Here is a 15671-nt window from a genome sequence, read left to right as displayed (position 1 = left end):
AAATTGAATTATATCTACTAGCCTTTAAAAGTCAAGCATAACTATTTAAAGGATACACAAGTGAAAACAGCTAGAACAAATATGAAAAAAATAGTAAAAATAATGCTAGAGCAAGGCGAGGTTACGGCTTCGGACATAGCACACATAAGTAACTCAAATCAGTATTTTGTAGCTTTGGAACGCTTAGGAATAATCGGCAGTAGGTGGCATACAAGAGCTAACGGCACTAAATGCAAGATGAGGTTTATCAAAGACAGGGCAAAGGCTATTAAATTTATAGGGGTTATCCAATGAATAAACAGAGTTTAGAAAAGAAACGGCAAGAACTAATCAAAAAAGTTAAGCTACTTGAAAATATCATAATCGCAAATGCGATAAGCGATTATATGGACGACTTTAATAAGACGAGAGATACGAAAGACAAAAAGAGGGACAAAAAATGAGTGAATACGAACGCTTAAAGCCTCTTATCAATCGTGATGTAGTGGCAAGCATTATTATAAGTTGCGGCTACTGCGTAGATAGAAGCTACAAGTTTAAAATAAGAGATGAAAGAACACCTAGTGCAAGTATAGATCGCAACGGCTACGTTAAAGACTTTGGCGGAAGCTTTGGCGGCGACATATTCGCCTTTTTAAATGAGGTTGCAGGCTACACGAAACAAGAAGCCCTGCAAATAGTTAAATATTCTTTAGGGGTAGAGTGATGAAATCAATAGAGAGTTTTAAAGGAGTGGCATTAAACGCTCCACGGCTAACGACAAGCGAACAGATACAAGACAATAGAATAATCAACCTAAGCGAATTTACTAATAAGCTAAAAGAAGCTTTTAAAAAGAGATACTGCGATATTCAAAATTTAGCCACACAAGAGCAGACGGCCGAGCTTTATAGCCTTTATCCTTGCAACTTCCTAATGGCTTGCAGTGCAAAGCTAAATAAGCTTGATTTCTTAGGATATAACGCCAAACATCAAAGTTTATCCATAACGCTAAAAGACGACACGGGCGAAGTGCAAGCCATAGCCACTAGACATATAAGAGATGAAGCAGGCGAGATTATTAAGGGCAAGAAATGGATAAGGGCAACAGGCTCAAATAATAGCTTTATACCTCATCACATAGACAAAAACGATGATATGGTATTTATCGCAGAGGGTATGGGCGAAGCTGGACTATTTAAGATACTAAATTCATCTTATATCTGTTTTCAAAACGCAGACGAGCTTAACAAATTTGAATATAACCCTCTAAAGGATGAAATCCTATCAAAGCTCAAGGATAAAGCCGTGATCTGCTTTGTAGATAATGACGAAGTAGGACAAAACGGCTTTAATGCTATCTATCCTTTTATAGGCGAAGTTACAAAAGAGCTTTATCAGATACGATTTAAAGACAAGCCCAAAGGCTATGACCTAAGAGATTTTATTATTGATTTATCAAAGGACCATAGCCATAAGGATATTTTAAAAGCACTTGCTAAAGAGATAAGAGAAAGACAAGGGAGGGTATAAAAATGCTTAGAAACGGATTATTAGAGTTTGATGACGACTTTGGCAAAGACGCACCAAGATACATACCGGGCGACGAATACAATCTTAATCCCGCTAAAAACGAACGAGATATAAACGCTCAAACAGCGACAGAAACGCAACTATCGGGGCAAATAGAGAATAAAACGAACACCGAAAAAAGCCAAAAAGACCGGGCGGAAGCTTTAAAGAGCGATGAGGTAAAAAAAGCCAAACAAAAAATTAGCTTTGATACTTTGTCAAGATTTATTATAACAGCAGACTAAATAAGAAACTTTAATCCCGTTTGGCTAATAGATGACTTTTTAATGGAGCAAAGCATTACAACGATATACGCAACAGGCGGAAGCGGTAAAAGCTTTTTAGCTTTAATTTTGGGCGTAGAACTCTTAAAAAAAGGACAGATACAAAGATTTATCTATTTAGACGGCGACAACGGACGCACAACTCTTAAAAATAGGCGAGTTGATAAGATAGTCGAGCGATACAAAGTTGAATACATACCGCTATTTAAAGAGAGCGACACGGGCGAAACCCTGAACCGCTACACCGTATTATCCGAACTTGCCGAAACCACAGGCAAAGACAAGCTAAAAGGCACTTTGATACTGATTGACAGCATAAGAGACTTTATAAAAGGCGATTTGGGTAGCGATAACGTAGTAATGCCGTTTCTAAACCACTTAAAAACATTCAGGGACTGCGGGGCTACAGTTATATTTTTGCACCACCAACCAAAACAGAGCAAAGACCCTGACGAAAATAACGAAGCCTACAAAGGAGCGACCGCCTTTATCGATAGCGTTGATACCGCTTATTTTTTGGCTAATAAATCGACAAGCAAAGACAAAGCCGACAATAAACTCATTTTAACGTTAAAGCCTACAAAGGCAAGAAACGGAGCCGAGCCGACGGCATTTATCATAGATAGCGAGGTTTTTACCGCCACAAAGGACGATTATTATAAGCACGCTCTGACCGCTAAAGAGCGATATACGCTTGATTATGCTATACAAGCAATAAACGATAGTAGAGTAGGCATAAATCAAAGCGAACTAGCCAAAAAGATAAAGGAGCAGGCAAAAGAGGATACCGTAACAGTCATCGGCGATAATGCCCTATGGGACTTCTTAAAGCGGTATGATGAAAAAGAATATCACATAATAAAAGGCTTTAGAAACGCAAGCATATACAAACCACTAACCACTACTAAAAGCAACAATCAAATAGACGCTACACAATACGGAGCTATTGAAGCCGTAGAGTTTCAAGAGTAACCGACAAAGAGGCTTAACCGATAAAAGGTAAAAGCCTCTATTCTACACAAAAAATACACCTACAAAAACAATCAAAAATCATTAACAAAAAGTAAATAATGATATAAATAGATAAATAAATTTATATGTATATTTATATTTTTATATGTATTTATATCCATATTTCAGTTTTTTAGTTTTTTAGAGTTTTTTAGAGTTTTTTACGACTATTAAAAAACTGAACTAATATCGTATTTTAGGGGCTTATCGTTATGTCTTTTTTTCAGTTTTTTAATTTTTCTACGAATTAGCTTTTTTGCTCTTTTTCGGATGATTTTTTAGTTTTTTACAGGCTTTTTTATATACGTTAAAAAACTAAAAAACTGAAATTAAAACAGCGTTAAAACATCGTAGTATCAAGGGGTTTAAGTTTTTTAATACCTTTAAAAAACTGTAAAAAACTGAATATGCTCGTAAAAAACTGAAATCGATAAAAGAGCAGTTAAGTCTTGCTAGATTCTAGATCAAATCCCAACTCTTTGAATGCTTTTACCTCATCACTTTATCGGCAAAAAGAAAAAACAGTCAGATTAATAAAACCCCACAACAAGAAAAGCGAATACAAAAACACTCTAAAATTTCATAAAAAACAAAAAGGCTTATATTGGAACTAATCCCTCTTGACCTAAAACCTCTTAGCAAGCTTTATGATGTCTTAGATAAGTTTTATCCAAATTGGGAGGCTAGACAAGACGACTACTATCTCACAGAGTTAGCCTTTATGATCCTAAAAGTCTTTAAATGCTCTTACACGGACGAAACCATCATAAATAATCTAAGAACCTGCAAAGTGGATAAATACCAAGACGAGCTAAGCAAAATTTACGAAATGCCATTAGAGGCTTATACGTGGATATGTGATAACAGAATGGCAAAAGATAGAGCAAAGGCATCTAAAAAGAGATATTTAAAAAGGGAACACCTTCCGCAATAAAAAAGCACCATAAAAACATATTTTTTAAAGAGTAGCGGTTAAAAAATGACCGCAATAATGACCACTAAATAGCATACAAAGAAATGAACACTAAAATGAGCAATCACAAGCAAAGCAAAGCACGATAATATCGAAGCTAAGATAATGTGACAGAAACAAAATGAGCAGCAAAATGAACGCCATTTTTGAACGCTAGAGAGCTAATATTTTTCTAAGTGCGGAGTGGTTAGAATATGACAAACGACAAAGGGGCTAATTATGAAAACCATCACACTAAGAGCAGATGAGGCATTAATTAACCAGATATTAGCCATAAGCAAGGCATTGGCAGAGGCTACAAACAAGAAGCTAGAGAGTATAACGGATGAAGCCGAATACCAATCAAGATTTAGCGAATATGAAGCAGATATTGAGGCGATAAAAAGCGGAAAGCTTGACACCTACCCTTTAAAAGGGATAAGGGATGAGGTTGCCAAATGGTAGTTAGGCGCACCGAACGATTTAATGATGAACTTAAGGCGGTATTTGATTTTATCGCAAAGGATAGCAAAAATAGGGCTATTGAGTTTATTAACAAAATGCTTGACAAAGTGGAGCTATTAGAAGCAAACCCGCTAATGGGTAGAACCATAACCCAAAACAAAAGAGAACTTATATTTAAAGGCTACATAATCCCTTATATGATAGATGATGAGGTTATTTATCTTTTAGGGGTTTATAAAGCCAATGAGTGGAAGTCGTGAAACTAAGAAATGATGAGGTTTCACATTTTTACACCAAATTAAGAGCAATCGCCGACTTAGGGGCGATATGCTGGATAAACACTCACAATAAAAAGGGCGAGGACATTTTTACGGGCTCACAAATGATTGAGAGCTTAAGCGATGTGATGTGGAATTTGACAGCCGATAAAAAGGAAACCGAGATTATATTTGCCTTTGAAGTTAAAAAGGCTAGAGACCTACACCAAAATCAAGCCTTTAGCCTAGATTTAAAAGTAAATGCAATATTTCCGCAAGACTTTGACAGCGTAAGAGAGCCAAGCGCAAGAAATAAGCTAATAGTAGAATTTAAATCAATCCTAGCCCAAAACCCAAATGGCATAACTCAAGGCGAGTTAATAGAGCAAGCGGGCAGAGCCAAAACAGACAGATTGGCAAGAGAGATATTAACCGAACTTGATGGCGAACTTTGGGAAGTTAAAAAAATAGGCAGAGAAAATCTAATAAAGCCTATAAAATAAAAAGTATTATAGTATTACATAGTATTACTTATATGTAATACTTTTTTAAGCCCTATTTTAGGGCTTTTCTCTTTGATAGTATTACAGTATTACCACACTATTAAGCTTTTTATCTTTTATAGGTTTTTCTTTTATCGGTGGACATTATCCCCTTAAAGTAATACTGTAATACTATTAGCAAAGATGACACATTAAAGCCCCTAAAATACGGTATTTTAAAGCAAAAAATAGTATTACTTGCTTGTAATACTATTGATAACTATAATACTTTTAAGCAATGATTAAGTTTATCGGTAAAATGAAAAAACAGCCCAACCCAAAATAAAAGCTACAATCAAATTAAAAGTAGTAAAAACCAGTCCCTACAATCAATAAAAAGACATCAAACAATACCAAAGTATTAAAAAAGGCTAAAAGCTCTCTACGGGCTTTATTTTGTGTTTAAAAGGTATACTAAGCTAAGAAGCATTGTATTAAAGCATAAATTTTATATAATTCAAATCAAAAAATAATCAAGGTTTTTATGAACTCGGCAGAACTATTTTCAAATAAGAGATTGAGCAATTACACAAGCGAAACGGAACATAGGGATAATTTTTTATTAATGCAAAAACTAGCCCCAAAGCTTGGTATTTTAGAGATTGTTACTCGCAATAAAGTAGCTAAGATTTTAAATATTGATGATGACACATTCATATCTAGGCAAACTTTTGGATATTGGGTAAAAGTAATTGATGATAAAAAAATACATAATAGCTTGGTGGATTTAAAAGTTATCGATTTTCGTAAATATTCAAAGTTTAATATACATGGTAAGTCATCAATGCCAAATTTTCAAAAAGTTCAAATATGCTACTCTTTGCTTTTGACTATACGCAATCGAGCTTTCCATTTTGAAAACCTTTACAAGCTTAATGAAGCTAAAGCACCAAGAATATCAACCAGGCTAAATAATAAAATAGTAGGAATAATGCCTGATATGCTAGAAACATTTATTGATGATGTTTTGGATTGTTTTGATGAGGGATTAAAAGATTACTTCAAATAAGTGGTGGCGATAAGTGCCACCTCGAATTGCTATGAAATTATAGCAATTCAATATAAATAACTGCTTATGTTTTAAAACTACATTGACATTTTTTGAAGTCTAATGACATCAAAACCACAAGATCAAATAAGCACAAATTTACCCTATTTTTAAAGGCAAATATCGCTTTTATGATAGTTTGGTAGTCAGATCAAAGAATAAGCCAAAAGATACAAAGCTACCTAACTTTAACTTAGACGGCTAGACGAGCAAAAGAGAGCCGATATTTAACGAATAATAATCAAGACGATAGATTATGCCTTTAAAGGTTAAAAGGGATTAGAGGGCTTGATTATGCTATTTGATACGAGGTAGTGTTATTTTTGCTATGGGGTAACGACAAAAAGGCAAGTATTAAAGATTTATTAAAGAGTAGGATTTAAAGGCGGTAGCTACTACCGACACCCTTACGATTATATGTCTTTGCTTTAAAGTAGAGGCAATAAGTGGTAGGGGCGCCTCACCCTACACTCCAACGTGCCGACAATAGTCGGGTCGGACTGACGGCTGGTGCAGATGCACGTTCACTTATTGCTAAGGAGCTATTTTATCAATCTTTAGGGGAAAATACAAGAGAGGTTAAAAAGTAAGTGATGAGGTTAAATATCTTTAGTAAGCTCTTTTATTTTTTCATATCGGTTTGATTTTTCGTAGTTTAATAACCAAGTTTCTACCCAATATGGAATATTTTGAGATGAACCCCAATTATTAACTGAAGTAGGCAAAACCCCCACAAGCTCCGCAAATTCCTTTTTTGTTAAATTAACCCTTTTTAGCAATTCATTAAATTCTTGTTTATCCATATGTTAGCCTTTTATACTTATTTAATTATCGTATTATATCAAAACATATTTAAATAAGTATAGTATTGCTTGACAAAATATTTATATAAGTATATAATTTATAATAAATAAACTTAAATAAGTAGCTTAAAGGAACTAAAATGACTTCATACGACTACGAGGAAACGGCATTGAGAGTTAGCGGATTAAGAGTTATGCTTAATAGCCTTATCGGTTTTGACCTTAGAAACGGCAATTTAACCGATGACAACCTAGACGGCATAGCTCTTTTAGTAAATGAAACCTTGCTATCAATAGAGCAAGACATTAAATAAATTGTGAAATCAACATCAAAGGAGACCAAATGAAACTAACGTTTGAAATAGAGAACGAAGTAGATTTAGTTGATGAGATAATACCTGCACTTAATGCAATATCCCATATTACCCACGCTTTGCCGTATCATACAAAAGGAGTAGGCATTAATCACAACAGAGACTGCGAAACACATTATTTTTTAAGTTGCTTAATAGATGACATAGCAGACGAAATAAAAGCTTATGCAGACAGAAAAACCAAAGAAGCAAAGGAGATTAAATGAAAATCACAACATCAGGACTACAACATATTAAGAAGGATAAAAAATGACCTATCAAGAGTTTAAATTTTATCAATCCATTATCGGTTGCCGTGAGGGCTTAACAATCAAAGACTTTATTATCTTTGTAAGATCATTTAAAGGGTAAGCGATGAGTAAAGAGCATTTTTATCAAGCAAGCAAGGAAGTTTTAAAAGCTAACAATAAGGCTTTTAACGTTAGAGGGCTACTAAAGACGGATAAAGAAAAGGCAAAGCTAACAGCCGGAGCAATGGCAAAAGAGTTTGAAGCCAAAAAAGACTACAACGAAGCACCAAGAGAGCTTATTATTAAAACGAGTGAATATCTGCAAGAGCTAGAAACCCAAAAGGAATTTATGCGGATAGTAAATCAAAATATTGAAGTTGAGAACTTGAAAATATTTACCAAAATATTTATTCTGGAAGTTGAACGCATACAAGACGAAATAATAGGCTTTATTGACAGATACGTATTAGGGGAAGACAATGACAAAACAAGCGAAATACATTAACGCTATGCTAGAGGATAAGAGCGCAAAGGCTAAATTTGCCTACGAGATAGCAAAGCGAGAGGCAAAAGGGTTAAACAAACTAGAAGCCACATACCAAGCAGGCTATCAGGCTTATTGTGCTTTTAACTACTATGCTAAAGAGTGCCAATACCTGGATAAGCAAAACGAACATTTAAAAGAGCTAATCGACAAGCTCGAGCAAGCAAAGCCTAAAGGCTCATATCGGTGGCACGGCGGATCAAGTCAAGCTAGATAGTTTTAACAAGGGGGGGCAGCAGTAAAGACCCCATCGATTAAGCCTGTTGTACCTTTAAAGGGTGAAAGACCTGAACGGCTTTTAAAAGGTAGATAAGGGAAGCGCCAGCATAAGGGCGATAATCTTATGCTTGGTATCAGCCGAGCATTTAGCATTTCAGGCGGTTTTTAATAAAGCTAAAATGCAATAAATAAGTTTGCAGACTTTGAAGTATAAATAATGACGCAACTTGACAAAAATACACGCTTTGAGTAAAATTGCGACTAGTCGCAAACCTTGCCAAAGTGTGGAAAAATTTCTAGATTTTGACGGAGAATTTTCTTTCGGGGCTCTGCCGACCCCTACAAACCCTACTAACTACAAAGGACCCGAAAGGCTAAAATGATTGAGCTAACAACCTTGATTATCTTTAATCACTACATTAAAAATAACTAACTACAAAAAGCTTTAAAAATACAAAGAAAATATAATCAAAGACTGAGAGATAGAATAGGCAAAAAATAAATTCACAAGCTTTGAAAAGTGTAGAGTAAATATAAAAACGGGCTTATATTTGCCTGCTTGAACTAAAAAAATCCTATTATCTGAACAATTGCAATAAATATTATTATGTAAAATATTGACTCTATAATCTCCATTGCAAGTCCTTTATTTTTTCTAGATATTGAAGCATTACTGCTTTGTGGTAATTATATCTAAGCATAAATTAACTTGTCAAAATTCCCTATAAGATGACAGAAAATCAGGCTAATAATTTCATAAGCCTTTAGCGGTTAAGATACAAAATATTCAATTTGTGTATACAAATAATTCAAATTTTAATACACAAATAGTTTTGTCTATTCAAATTTATACACAAAATAGTTTGTGTATACAAAAAAGCTTAATTTTAATACACAAAAGGCATTGACTATTGAAATTTAATACAAAAACATATACAATTCAAAAAAAATGATGAGGTTGTAGAGTGAATAATAGAAATTTAGATACAAGCGAAGCGGTAAAATATCATTATGGTAAATTTCCGCCTCAAAATATTGACTACAAAAAGATAATGCCCTACTTGGTAAAAGCCACTGACCTTTTAGCTAGATACGACCAAATGATTTTAACTATACATAATAGTGAGCTGTTTTTGGCTCCTTTAAGAAATAAAGAAGCCGTATTATCGTCAAGAATGGAAGGTACTATTAGTACTCTTGATGAAGTATTGCAATATCAAGCTGACTTGGGAGAGCAAAATAATAATTTACGCTTAAGGTCCGATGTTATTGAAACTTTCTTGTATAGTATTGCTTTATCTGATGCTCAAAACTCAATAAATGACGGATACAAGCTCGATGAATTTTTAATTAGAGCTACACATCAAAAACTATTAAGTGTTGGACGTGGAGCTTCAAAAACACCAGGAGAATATAAAACAGAACAGAATTATTTAGCACATCAGAACAAAATACTTTTTATACCAATAAGTCCAGAAAAAATTCAAGAGGGTATGCAAAATTTATTTAGTTATATTGTCAACAGTGATGAATTGCCACTTATCAAAGTAGCTTTGGCTCATATTGAATTTGAAGCATTACACCCATTTAAAGACGGAAATGGCAGAATTGGCAGAATGCTAATAACTCTTATGCTTTGGCAGTATAAAATTTTAAGCGAGCCACATTTTTACATAAGCGAATATTTTGAGGAGCATAAAGATTTATACATAAATGCTATGAGAAATGTTTCAGAATATGACAACTGGACTGATTGGGTTATCTTCTTTCTTGAAGCAGTAAGTCAACAGGCTAAAAAAAATTTAGACACAGCATTAAAAATAAAAGAACTTTATGAAGCAATGAAGCTAGAGTTTGGCAAAATTTTAAATCATAAATTTGTTATCAACACATTGGATTTTATTTTTACAAATCCTGTTTTTAGAAACAGTAATTTTATTAATCAAAGTTTAGCTCCGAAGCAAACTGCAAATAAAATTACAAAAGAACTTGTAAAAAATGGACTTTTGCGTATACTGGAAGAACAATCAGGCAGGCGCTCAGCTATGTATAGTTTTGAGCCGTTATTAAATATTGTAAGAGTGTAACCTTAATTAAGTTTCGAGCTAAAAAAGTTGTGAAACATATCAAATCTTAAACCAAAACACCTACTTTAAGCTAACGAAACTTAAAAACAGATATTTAACTAAATAAAGATAGCGTATTTTAGGGTATTACTTAACTATTGTATTGAAAACTAAACTTTTCATAACTCATTTTTTTACATTTATTTTCTTAAAAAAATAATTAATATTTTTGTAAATATGTGTCTTATTTCTTGAGTATGTTATCGAATATGTAAGGGTATTTAGTGCTTTAAAAGTTCGATAAATACGTTATTTAAGTGGTATATTATGGTATCGCTTAACTCCACCATTTTTTATTTATTCAATTTCAAAATTCACAAATAACCCAAAATTTACCTCATCGCCCTAACGGAATTCAGTATCGCTATAAGTGCCACACCTACATCGCCAAACACAGCTCCCCACATCGTTGCGTATCCTAAGGCTCCCATTATCATGATGGCGGCTTTTATGCCGAGTGCGAAAATGATGTTTTGCCAAACGATCGCGCGCGTTTTTTTGGCGATTTTAAGCGCGGTTGCTATCTTTGAAGGCTCATCGTTCATTATGACGATATCGGCTGCCTCTATCGCCGCGTCGCTTCCAACTCCACCCATAGCCACGCCCACATCGGCTCTTGCAAGCACCGGTGCGTCATTTATACCGTCTCCTACGAACATCACTTTGCCCTGCCCTGCTTTTTTGGCCAAAATTTCTTCTAGTTTTTCGACTTTTTGTGTCGGCAAAAGCTCTGAAAAAACTTGCGCAATGCCGAGTTTGTCCGCGACATCTTGCGCGATCTCTTTGCTATCTCCTGTTAGCATTACGGTGTCTTTTATACCCTCTTTTTTGATCTTTAAAATCGCCTCTTTGGTGTCTATTTTTAGCTCATCCGTTATTATAAATTTGCCTGCAAATTCGCCGTTTATCGCTATGTAAACCACTGTACCAAGCTCGTTTGAAACTTCAAATTTAACTCCTTGAAGAGTCATAAATTTAGCATTGCCCGCAGCTATATCCTTGCCGTTTATGCTTGCTTTTATGCCTTGCCCTGCTATCTCTTCAAATTTCAAGATGTCTTGTTCGTTAATTTTGCCTCCTCTGCTTTCGTATGCCTTTACGATGGAATTTGCGATCGGATGGGTTGAGAAAAACTCCGCATGGGCTGCTAGCCTTAGCAACTCTTCTTCGCTTTTTATTTGCGAATTTTTGCTGTCCAGTTTGATCTCGCTTACTTTAAAAACTCCTTTTGTAAGCGTTCCTGTCTTATCAAAGACGACTGTATCAACGCTGTTTAATGCTTCTAGATAGTTTGCGCCCTTAATGAGTATGCCGTGCTTTGAAGCGCCACCGATACCGCCAAAAAACCCAAGCGGGATAGAGACAACCAGCGCGCAAGGGCATGAGATAACTAAAAATACAAGCGCTTTATAGACCCAAACCGAGAACTCTTCATTAAAAATAATCGGCGGAATAAATGCAAGCATGAACGCGACGAGAACGACTGCAGGAGTGTAATACCTTGCAAATTTTGTGATGAAATTTTCTGTTTTTGACTTTTTGGAGCTTGCATTTTGCACGAGATCAAGTATCTTTGAGACTGTTGATTCGGCAAAAATTTTGCTTACTTTTATCGTTACCAGAGCGCTTTTGTTTATATAGCCGCTTAGCGCACTTTCTCCTATGCCGATCTCTTTTGGAAGCGATTCTCCTGTAAGAGCCGAGGTGTCAAAAGTAGAAAATCCCTCTATGATCTCTCCGTCAAGCGGCACCTTTTCGCCTGGTTTTACGATGATGAGATCGCCCACTTTAACGCTTTCAGGCGAGACTTTTTGTATCTGTGTTCCAAGCTTTAAATTTGCAAAATCAGGTCTTATATCCATAAGTGAGGCGATTGATTTGCGCGATTTGTTTACTGCCATCTCCTGAAAGAGCTCGCCTACTTGATAAAAGAGCATGACAGCAACGGCTTCTGGATACTCTTTGATGGCAAAGGCTCCAAGTGTGGCTATGCCCATGAGGAAATTTTCATCAAACACTCGTCCCTTTACAATGTTTTTAGCAGCGCTTGCAAGCACACTCCAGCCGATGATCAAGTAGCTTGCTAAAAATAGCACAAATTTAAGCGTTTCGCTAGCAGGAGCCATAAGCGCGATAGCAAAGAGCACTCCGCCTACGACAATTTTTGTAATTATATTTTTTACATTGTTATTTTCGTGATCATGCGAAGCATTTTTTTGCTTGTATTGAGTGACGATAACGCCGTCTTCTATGCTGTCAACAAGGGCTTGAATTTCTTTGATAAACTCATTTGTCTTTATTTTTTTGTCGCTTGTTATTGAAATTTTTTGCCCCAAAAAGTCTAAATTAGCCTCTTTGATACCGTGCATTTTTGCTATTTTCGCTTCGATCTTCGTAGCGCAATTAGCGCAAGTTAAATTTTCAAGCGATAGAGTTATCTTGGTGCTCATTTTATCTCTCCATGATGTGTGTAAGCCCTTGTTCGATGATACTTTTTACGTGTTCGTCATCAAGTGAATAATAAACCACCTTGCCCTGCTTTTTGTGTTTAACCAATCTTCCTTGCTTGAGCACTCTAAGTTGATGCGAGATGGCCGAGTGGCTCATGCCAAAAAGTGCCGCGATATCGCAGACACACATTTGCGATTTGGATAGTGCGCTTAAAATTTTTATCCTCGTCGTGTCGCCTAAAATTTTAAAAAAATCGCCAAGATCGTATAAGATTTCTTCGCTTTTCAGCTCGCTTTTTACTTTTTCTATCACATCTTGATGTATGATCGTGCTTTCACAAACTGCTTCTAAATCGCTATTTTGTATGTTTTCTTGCATTTTTTGCCTTTATATATGAACAATTATTCATTTGAGCAAGTATATAACTTTAAAAATATTTTGTCAAGTATGAAATTTGCTGAAATTAAAAGCCAAATTTGGTTTATTAACCCGCACGGCTTTTATTTATCGTGCGAGTTTGAAAGCGTAAAATTTAGACTAGCGAGGCTTGATTACTAGCTTTTTGTATTCTGATTAGATCGTATTTTAGGATTATAAAGCCAATTGCAACCATGAAAATATCTTTTAGTATGAAGCCATCTGGCTTGCCAAGCTGAGGAATTAGACTAAGTGTGACAAGACCTGTCATGATAACGATAAGTGAACCCAAAACTCCGGCTTTTGGCTTTTTATATCCAACTGCAAGTGCGATATATCCGATACTTTCAACAACGCCTAAAAAATAGCTAGCTCCGTGAAAACCAAAAATGGTGTAGAGAAAATTTAGCCAAGTGCCCGAGATGATCGGCTTTAAAAGCTCCACTTTAAACTCAAACCATTTGTAGTTGCCAAATAAAAACAGCACTAAGATGAGCGCAAATCTTGCGAATTTGATCTCGAATTCCGAACTGATAAATTTATGAATTAGATTTTGCATTTTTGTCCTATTTTTTAAAATTTGCAAAATTGTAATAAAAGAAGTGTTATCTAGTGTGAAATTTAAGAATTTAGCCGAAGAGGTCGGCTAAATTTAGTAGCGAATTTTGTTGGTTTTTAAAAAATCCCTTAGATCTTCGTATTCGCTATTTTCAAAGTAGCGCCATTTGCCGGGCTTTAGCATGCCAAGATCAACTCGGCCGAAACTCACTCGCTTCAGATCCATAACTTCAAGATCAAAATATCCAAAAAACCTTCTTAACTCTCGGTTTTTACCTTCGTTTATGATGACTTTTAGCTTTGTGTATCCTCCGCTTGAGCCAAAAATTTTATACGCTAAAAAGGGCTTAAATTCCATTGATTTGATCTCGGTTTTAGCATGCGCGCCTTTGGTTGCGTCTGCGGCGAAAAAGCCCTCTTGCATCGCGGTTATCACCTCCTGCCCTACTTCGCCTTTCACTTTTAGATAGTACATTCTTTCTATGTCGCTTTCCATGAGCGCAGTTGCGATTGCAGGCGCGTCAGTTAGCAGCAAAAGCCCTTCGCTCGCATAATCAAGCCTGCCAACGCTTACAAATTTAGCAAAATTTCGCGGCAAGCTATCATATATCGTCTTTCGTCCGCGATCATCTTTTTTGCTAACGAGCTCGCCCTTTTGTTTGTGATAGACGATCACTGTAAAATCCTTTTTAAGCTTGACCAAGCGACTGTTTATCTTAACTTTATCTTCATCGCTAACGCTTGTGGCAAGCTCGCTAACAACTCGGTTATTTACGCTAACTTTGCCGTTTTTGATTAATTCGTCAGCCTCTCGGCGTGAGTAGCTTGTGTTGTGCGAGATAAATTTGTTTAGTCTCATTTTTGAATTTTCCATCATAGCCCCAAGCTCGATAAATCGTGTATGTGTAGCACTCCGATCGGTCTTTCGCCCTCGTCAAGCACTACTAAAATTTGGATCTTATACTCTTCAATCAGCCTTAGCGAATCTATCGCTAACATCTCTTTGTTTGTTAGTGTTTTTGGCGTTTTAGTTGCGTAAGTTATCGCTTTTTCGTTGATGTCAAAGCTCTCGCTCATGAGCGCTCTACGCAAGTCCCCGTCGCTTAAAACGGCTTTTAATTTGCCCTCGCCATCAACCAGCAGTACATTGCCAAGCTTGCCGTGAGTCATCGCATCAATCGCGGTTTTTAAACTAACGTTATCTTTTATGATCGGTAAATTTTGCGTTTTCATCACGTCTTTGACCTTAACAAATAGCCTTTTGCCAAGACTTCCGCCCGGGTGGAAATTTGCAAAATCTTCTTGCTTAAATTCTCTTTTTCTCATCAGGCAAACTGCAAGCGCATCGCCAAGTGCTAAGGTTAGCGTGGTTGATGTTGTAGGAGCGATATTTAGCGGGCAGGCCTCTTTGATGATGTCTAAATTTAAAAGCGCATCGCTAAATTTGCCAAGGCTACTTTCCTTGCTCTTTGCCATGCCGATTATCTTGATGCCAAATCTCTTAATATGCGGCAAAATTCGCACGAGCTCATCGCTCTCGCCGCTAAAGCTTATCGCCAAAACAACGTCATTTTCATCTATCATGCCAAGGTCGCCGTGCATCGCTTCGGTCGGGTGTATAAAAAAGCTTGGCGTGCCCGTGCTTGCAAGCGTGGCAGCTATCTTAGCGCCGATATGACCGCTTTTGCCGACTCCCGTTACGATAACCTTGCCTTTGGCGTTATACATCAAATTTACCGCCTCATCTATCTCGCTTCCAAGCTTGTTAGCCTGACGAATGAGCTCGGCGGCCTCTTCTTTCAGCACTTCGCTTGCGATTTGTATCATATCTTGCATTTT

General features: G+C 36.2%; 22 protein-coding genes. 16 read left to right on the top strand and 6 right to left on the bottom strand.

The features are described 5' to 3' along the window. Positions 1-60: 60 nt before the first annotated feature. The 11 genes from CDOMC_RS09640 (at position 61) to CDOMC_RS09590 (ending at position 6071) form a co-directional block, all read left to right on the top strand. Positions 61-294 carry a hypothetical protein gene (locus CDOMC_RS09640; protein WP_172129568.1) on the top strand — a complete coding sequence of 78 codons (234 nt, stop codon included), beginning with the start codon at positions 61-63 and terminating at the stop codon, positions 292-294. Then, positions 291-443 carry a hypothetical protein gene (locus CDOMC_RS09635; RefSeq protein ID WP_172129567.1) on the top strand — a complete coding sequence of 51 codons (153 nt, stop codon included), beginning with the start codon at positions 291-293 and terminating at the stop codon, positions 441-443. The genes CDOMC_RS09640 and CDOMC_RS09635 overlap by 4 nt, the downstream gene beginning before the upstream one ends. Continuing rightward, positions 440-706: a hypothetical protein gene (locus tag CDOMC_RS09630; protein WP_172129566.1), complete on the top strand. Its 267-nt coding sequence runs from the start codon at positions 440-442 to the stop codon at positions 704-706. Before CDOMC_RS09635 ends, CDOMC_RS09630 begins: the two co-directional genes overlap by 4 nt. Beyond that, a complete protein-coding gene (locus CDOMC_RS09625) occupies positions 706-1512 on the top strand; it encodes a hypothetical protein (RefSeq protein ID WP_172129565.1) in 807 nt (268 codons plus the stop codon). Before CDOMC_RS09630 ends, CDOMC_RS09625 begins: the two co-directional genes overlap by 1 nt. A 2-nt stretch (positions 1513-1514) precedes the next feature. After that, a complete protein-coding gene (locus tag CDOMC_RS09620) occupies positions 1515-1796 on the top strand; it encodes a hypothetical protein (protein ID WP_172129564.1) in 282 nt (93 codons plus the stop codon). A gap of 42 nt (positions 1797-1838) precedes the next feature. After that, the gene (locus CDOMC_RS09615) at positions 1839-2807 is read left to right on the top strand and encodes an AAA family ATPase (RefSeq protein WP_172129563.1); all 969 of its coding nucleotides are present in this window, start codon (positions 1839-1841) and stop codon (positions 2805-2807) included. A gap of 643 nt (positions 2808-3450) precedes the next feature. Next, complete coding sequence (locus tag CDOMC_RS10220; RefSeq protein WP_236861319.1) at positions 3451-3780, top strand: hypothetical protein; 330 nt, start codon at positions 3451-3453, stop codon at positions 3778-3780. Positions 3781-4038: 258 nt separating this feature from the next. Beyond that, a complete protein-coding gene (locus tag CDOMC_RS09605; protein WP_169975333.1) occupies positions 4039-4263 on the top strand; it encodes a hypothetical protein in 225 nt (74 codons plus the stop codon). Beyond that, positions 4257-4523 carry a type II toxin-antitoxin system RelE/ParE family toxin gene (locus tag CDOMC_RS09600; RefSeq protein WP_172129562.1) on the top strand — a complete coding sequence of 89 codons (267 nt, stop codon included), beginning with the start codon at positions 4257-4259 and terminating at the stop codon, positions 4521-4523. The genes CDOMC_RS09605 and CDOMC_RS09600 overlap by 7 nt, the downstream gene beginning before the upstream one ends. After that, positions 4520-5023, top strand: a complete 504-nt coding sequence (locus CDOMC_RS09595) for a hypothetical protein (RefSeq protein ID WP_172129561.1) — start codon at positions 4520-4522, stop codon at positions 5021-5023. The genes CDOMC_RS09600 and CDOMC_RS09595 overlap by 4 nt, the downstream gene beginning before the upstream one ends. Before the next feature lie 523 nt (positions 5024-5546). After that, a complete protein-coding gene (locus CDOMC_RS09590) occupies positions 5547-6071 on the top strand; it encodes an ATPase (RefSeq protein ID WP_172129560.1) in 525 nt (174 codons plus the stop codon). A gap of 638 nt (positions 6072-6709) precedes the next feature. Here the strand turns inward: CDOMC_RS09590 and CDOMC_RS09585 are convergent. Continuing rightward, positions 6710-6913: an XRE family transcriptional regulator gene (locus tag CDOMC_RS09585; protein WP_172127348.1), complete on the bottom strand. Its 204-nt coding sequence runs from the start codon at positions 6911-6913 to the stop codon at positions 6710-6712. Positions 6914-7053: 140 nt separating this feature from the next. On the opposite strand from CDOMC_RS09585, the gene CDOMC_RS09580 reads away from it, so the two are divergent. The 5 genes from CDOMC_RS09580 (at position 7054) to CDOMC_RS09560 (ending at position 10367) form a co-directional block, all read left to right on the top strand. Next, positions 7054-7227, top strand: a complete 174-nt coding sequence (locus CDOMC_RS09580; RefSeq protein WP_172127347.1) for a hypothetical protein — start codon at positions 7054-7056, stop codon at positions 7225-7227. Between the two features lie 29 nt (positions 7228-7256). Next, on the top strand, positions 7257-7493 hold the full coding sequence (locus CDOMC_RS09575) for a hypothetical protein (protein ID WP_172127346.1): 237 nt from the start codon (positions 7257-7259) through the stop codon (positions 7491-7493). A gap of 148 nt (positions 7494-7641) precedes the next feature. Continuing rightward, entirely contained in the window at positions 7642-8022 is a 381-nt protein-coding gene (locus tag CDOMC_RS09570; protein WP_172127343.1) for a hypothetical protein, read from the top strand. Then, entirely contained in the window at positions 7997-8278 is a 282-nt protein-coding gene (locus tag CDOMC_RS09565) for a DNA/RNA nuclease SfsA (RefSeq protein ID WP_172127342.1), read from the top strand. Before CDOMC_RS09570 ends, CDOMC_RS09565 begins: the two co-directional genes overlap by 26 nt. A gap of 967 nt (positions 8279-9245) precedes the next feature. Continuing rightward, positions 9246-10367 carry a Fic family protein gene (locus CDOMC_RS09560; RefSeq protein ID WP_236861318.1) on the top strand — a complete coding sequence of 374 codons (1122 nt, stop codon included), beginning with the start codon at positions 9246-9248 and terminating at the stop codon, positions 10365-10367. Positions 10368-10738: 371 nt separating this feature from the next. Here CDOMC_RS09560 and CDOMC_RS09555 read toward each other — a convergent pair whose 3' ends face one another. From CDOMC_RS09555 to CDOMC_RS09535, 5 genes are all read right to left on the bottom strand, one after another. Continuing rightward, complete coding sequence (locus CDOMC_RS09555; RefSeq protein ID WP_172129559.1) at positions 10739-12856, bottom strand: heavy metal translocating P-type ATPase; 2118 nt, start codon at positions 12854-12856, stop codon at positions 10739-10741. Between the two features lies 1 nt (position 12857). Next, positions 12858-13235 (bottom strand): ArsR/SmtB family transcription factor, encoded by a 378-nt coding sequence (locus CDOMC_RS09550; protein WP_169941681.1) that lies wholly within the window; start codon positions 13233-13235, stop codon positions 12858-12860. Between the two features lie 154 nt (positions 13236-13389). Next, positions 13390-13833, bottom strand: a complete 444-nt coding sequence (locus tag CDOMC_RS09545; protein WP_172129558.1) for a DUF417 family protein — start codon at positions 13831-13833, stop codon at positions 13390-13392. Positions 13834-13926: 93 nt separating this feature from the next. Next, positions 13927-14691, bottom strand: a complete 765-nt coding sequence (locus tag CDOMC_RS09540; protein WP_172129698.1) for a pseudouridine synthase — start codon at positions 14689-14691, stop codon at positions 13927-13929. A 14-nt stretch (positions 14692-14705) separates the two neighbouring features. Then, complete coding sequence (locus CDOMC_RS09535; RefSeq protein WP_172129557.1) at positions 14706-15668, bottom strand: KpsF/GutQ family sugar-phosphate isomerase; 963 nt, start codon at positions 15666-15668, stop codon at positions 14706-14708. Positions 15669-15671 lie beyond the last annotated feature (3 nt).

This window comes from Campylobacter sp. RM16192 (genome assembly GCF_004803855.2).
Lineage (GTDB): Bacteria > Campylobacterota > Campylobacteria > Campylobacterales > Campylobacteraceae > Campylobacter_A.
Note: the sequence above shows the minus strand (reverse complement) of the source record. Positions and strands in the feature narration are given on the sequence as shown.

Excerpts from the sequence above, each read along its gene's own strand:
- CDOMC_RS09630 (WP_172129566.1), top strand. The coding sequence starts at position 440 with ATGAGTGAATACGAACGCTTAAAGCCTCTTATCAATCGTGATGTAGTG.
- CDOMC_RS09585 (WP_172127348.1), bottom strand. The coding sequence starts at position 6,913 with ATGGATAAACAAGAATTTAATGAATTGCTAAAAAGGGTTAATTTAACA.
- CDOMC_RS09535 (WP_172129557.1), bottom strand. The coding sequence starts at position 15,668 with ATGCAAGATATGATACAAATCGCAAGCGAAGTGCTGAAAGAAGAGGCC.
- CDOMC_RS09635 (WP_172129567.1), top strand. The coding sequence starts at position 291 with ATGAATAAACAGAGTTTAGAAAAGAAACGGCAAGAACTAATCAAAAAA.
- CDOMC_RS09590 (WP_172129560.1), top strand. The coding sequence starts at position 5,547 with ATGAACTCGGCAGAACTATTTTCAAATAAGAGATTGAGCAATTACACA.
- CDOMC_RS09540 (WP_172129698.1), bottom strand. The coding sequence starts at position 14,691 with ATGAGACTAAACAAATTTATCTCGCACAACACAAGCTACTCACGCCGA.
- CDOMC_RS09580 (WP_172127347.1), top strand. The coding sequence starts at position 7,054 with ATGACTTCATACGACTACGAGGAAACGGCATTGAGAGTTAGCGGATTA.
- CDOMC_RS09565 (WP_172127342.1), top strand. The coding sequence starts at position 7,997 with ATGACAAAACAAGCGAAATACATTAACGCTATGCTAGAGGATAAGAGC.
- CDOMC_RS09545 (WP_172129558.1), bottom strand. The coding sequence starts at position 13,833 with ATGCAAAATCTAATTCATAAATTTATCAGTTCGGAATTCGAGATCAAA.
- CDOMC_RS09625 (WP_172129565.1), top strand. The coding sequence starts at position 706 with ATGAAATCAATAGAGAGTTTTAAAGGAGTGGCATTAAACGCTCCACGG.
- CDOMC_RS09575 (WP_172127346.1), top strand. The coding sequence starts at position 7,257 with ATGAAACTAACGTTTGAAATAGAGAACGAAGTAGATTTAGTTGATGAG.
- CDOMC_RS09555 (WP_172129559.1), bottom strand. The coding sequence starts at position 12,856 with ATGAGCACCAAGATAACTCTATCGCTTGAAAATTTAACTTGCGCTAAT.
- CDOMC_RS09550 (WP_169941681.1), bottom strand. The coding sequence starts at position 13,235 with ATGCAAGAAAACATACAAAATAGCGATTTAGAAGCAGTTTGTGAAAGC.
- CDOMC_RS09620 (WP_172129564.1), top strand. The coding sequence starts at position 1,515 with ATGCTTAGAAACGGATTATTAGAGTTTGATGACGACTTTGGCAAAGAC.
- CDOMC_RS09605 (WP_169975333.1), top strand. The coding sequence starts at position 4,039 with ATGAAAACCATCACACTAAGAGCAGATGAGGCATTAATTAACCAGATA.
- CDOMC_RS09570 (WP_172127343.1), top strand. The coding sequence starts at position 7,642 with ATGAGTAAAGAGCATTTTTATCAAGCAAGCAAGGAAGTTTTAAAAGCT.
- CDOMC_RS09600 (WP_172129562.1), top strand. The coding sequence starts at position 4,257 with ATGGTAGTTAGGCGCACCGAACGATTTAATGATGAACTTAAGGCGGTA.
- CDOMC_RS09615 (WP_172129563.1), top strand. The coding sequence starts at position 1,839 with ATGGAGCAAAGCATTACAACGATATACGCAACAGGCGGAAGCGGTAAA.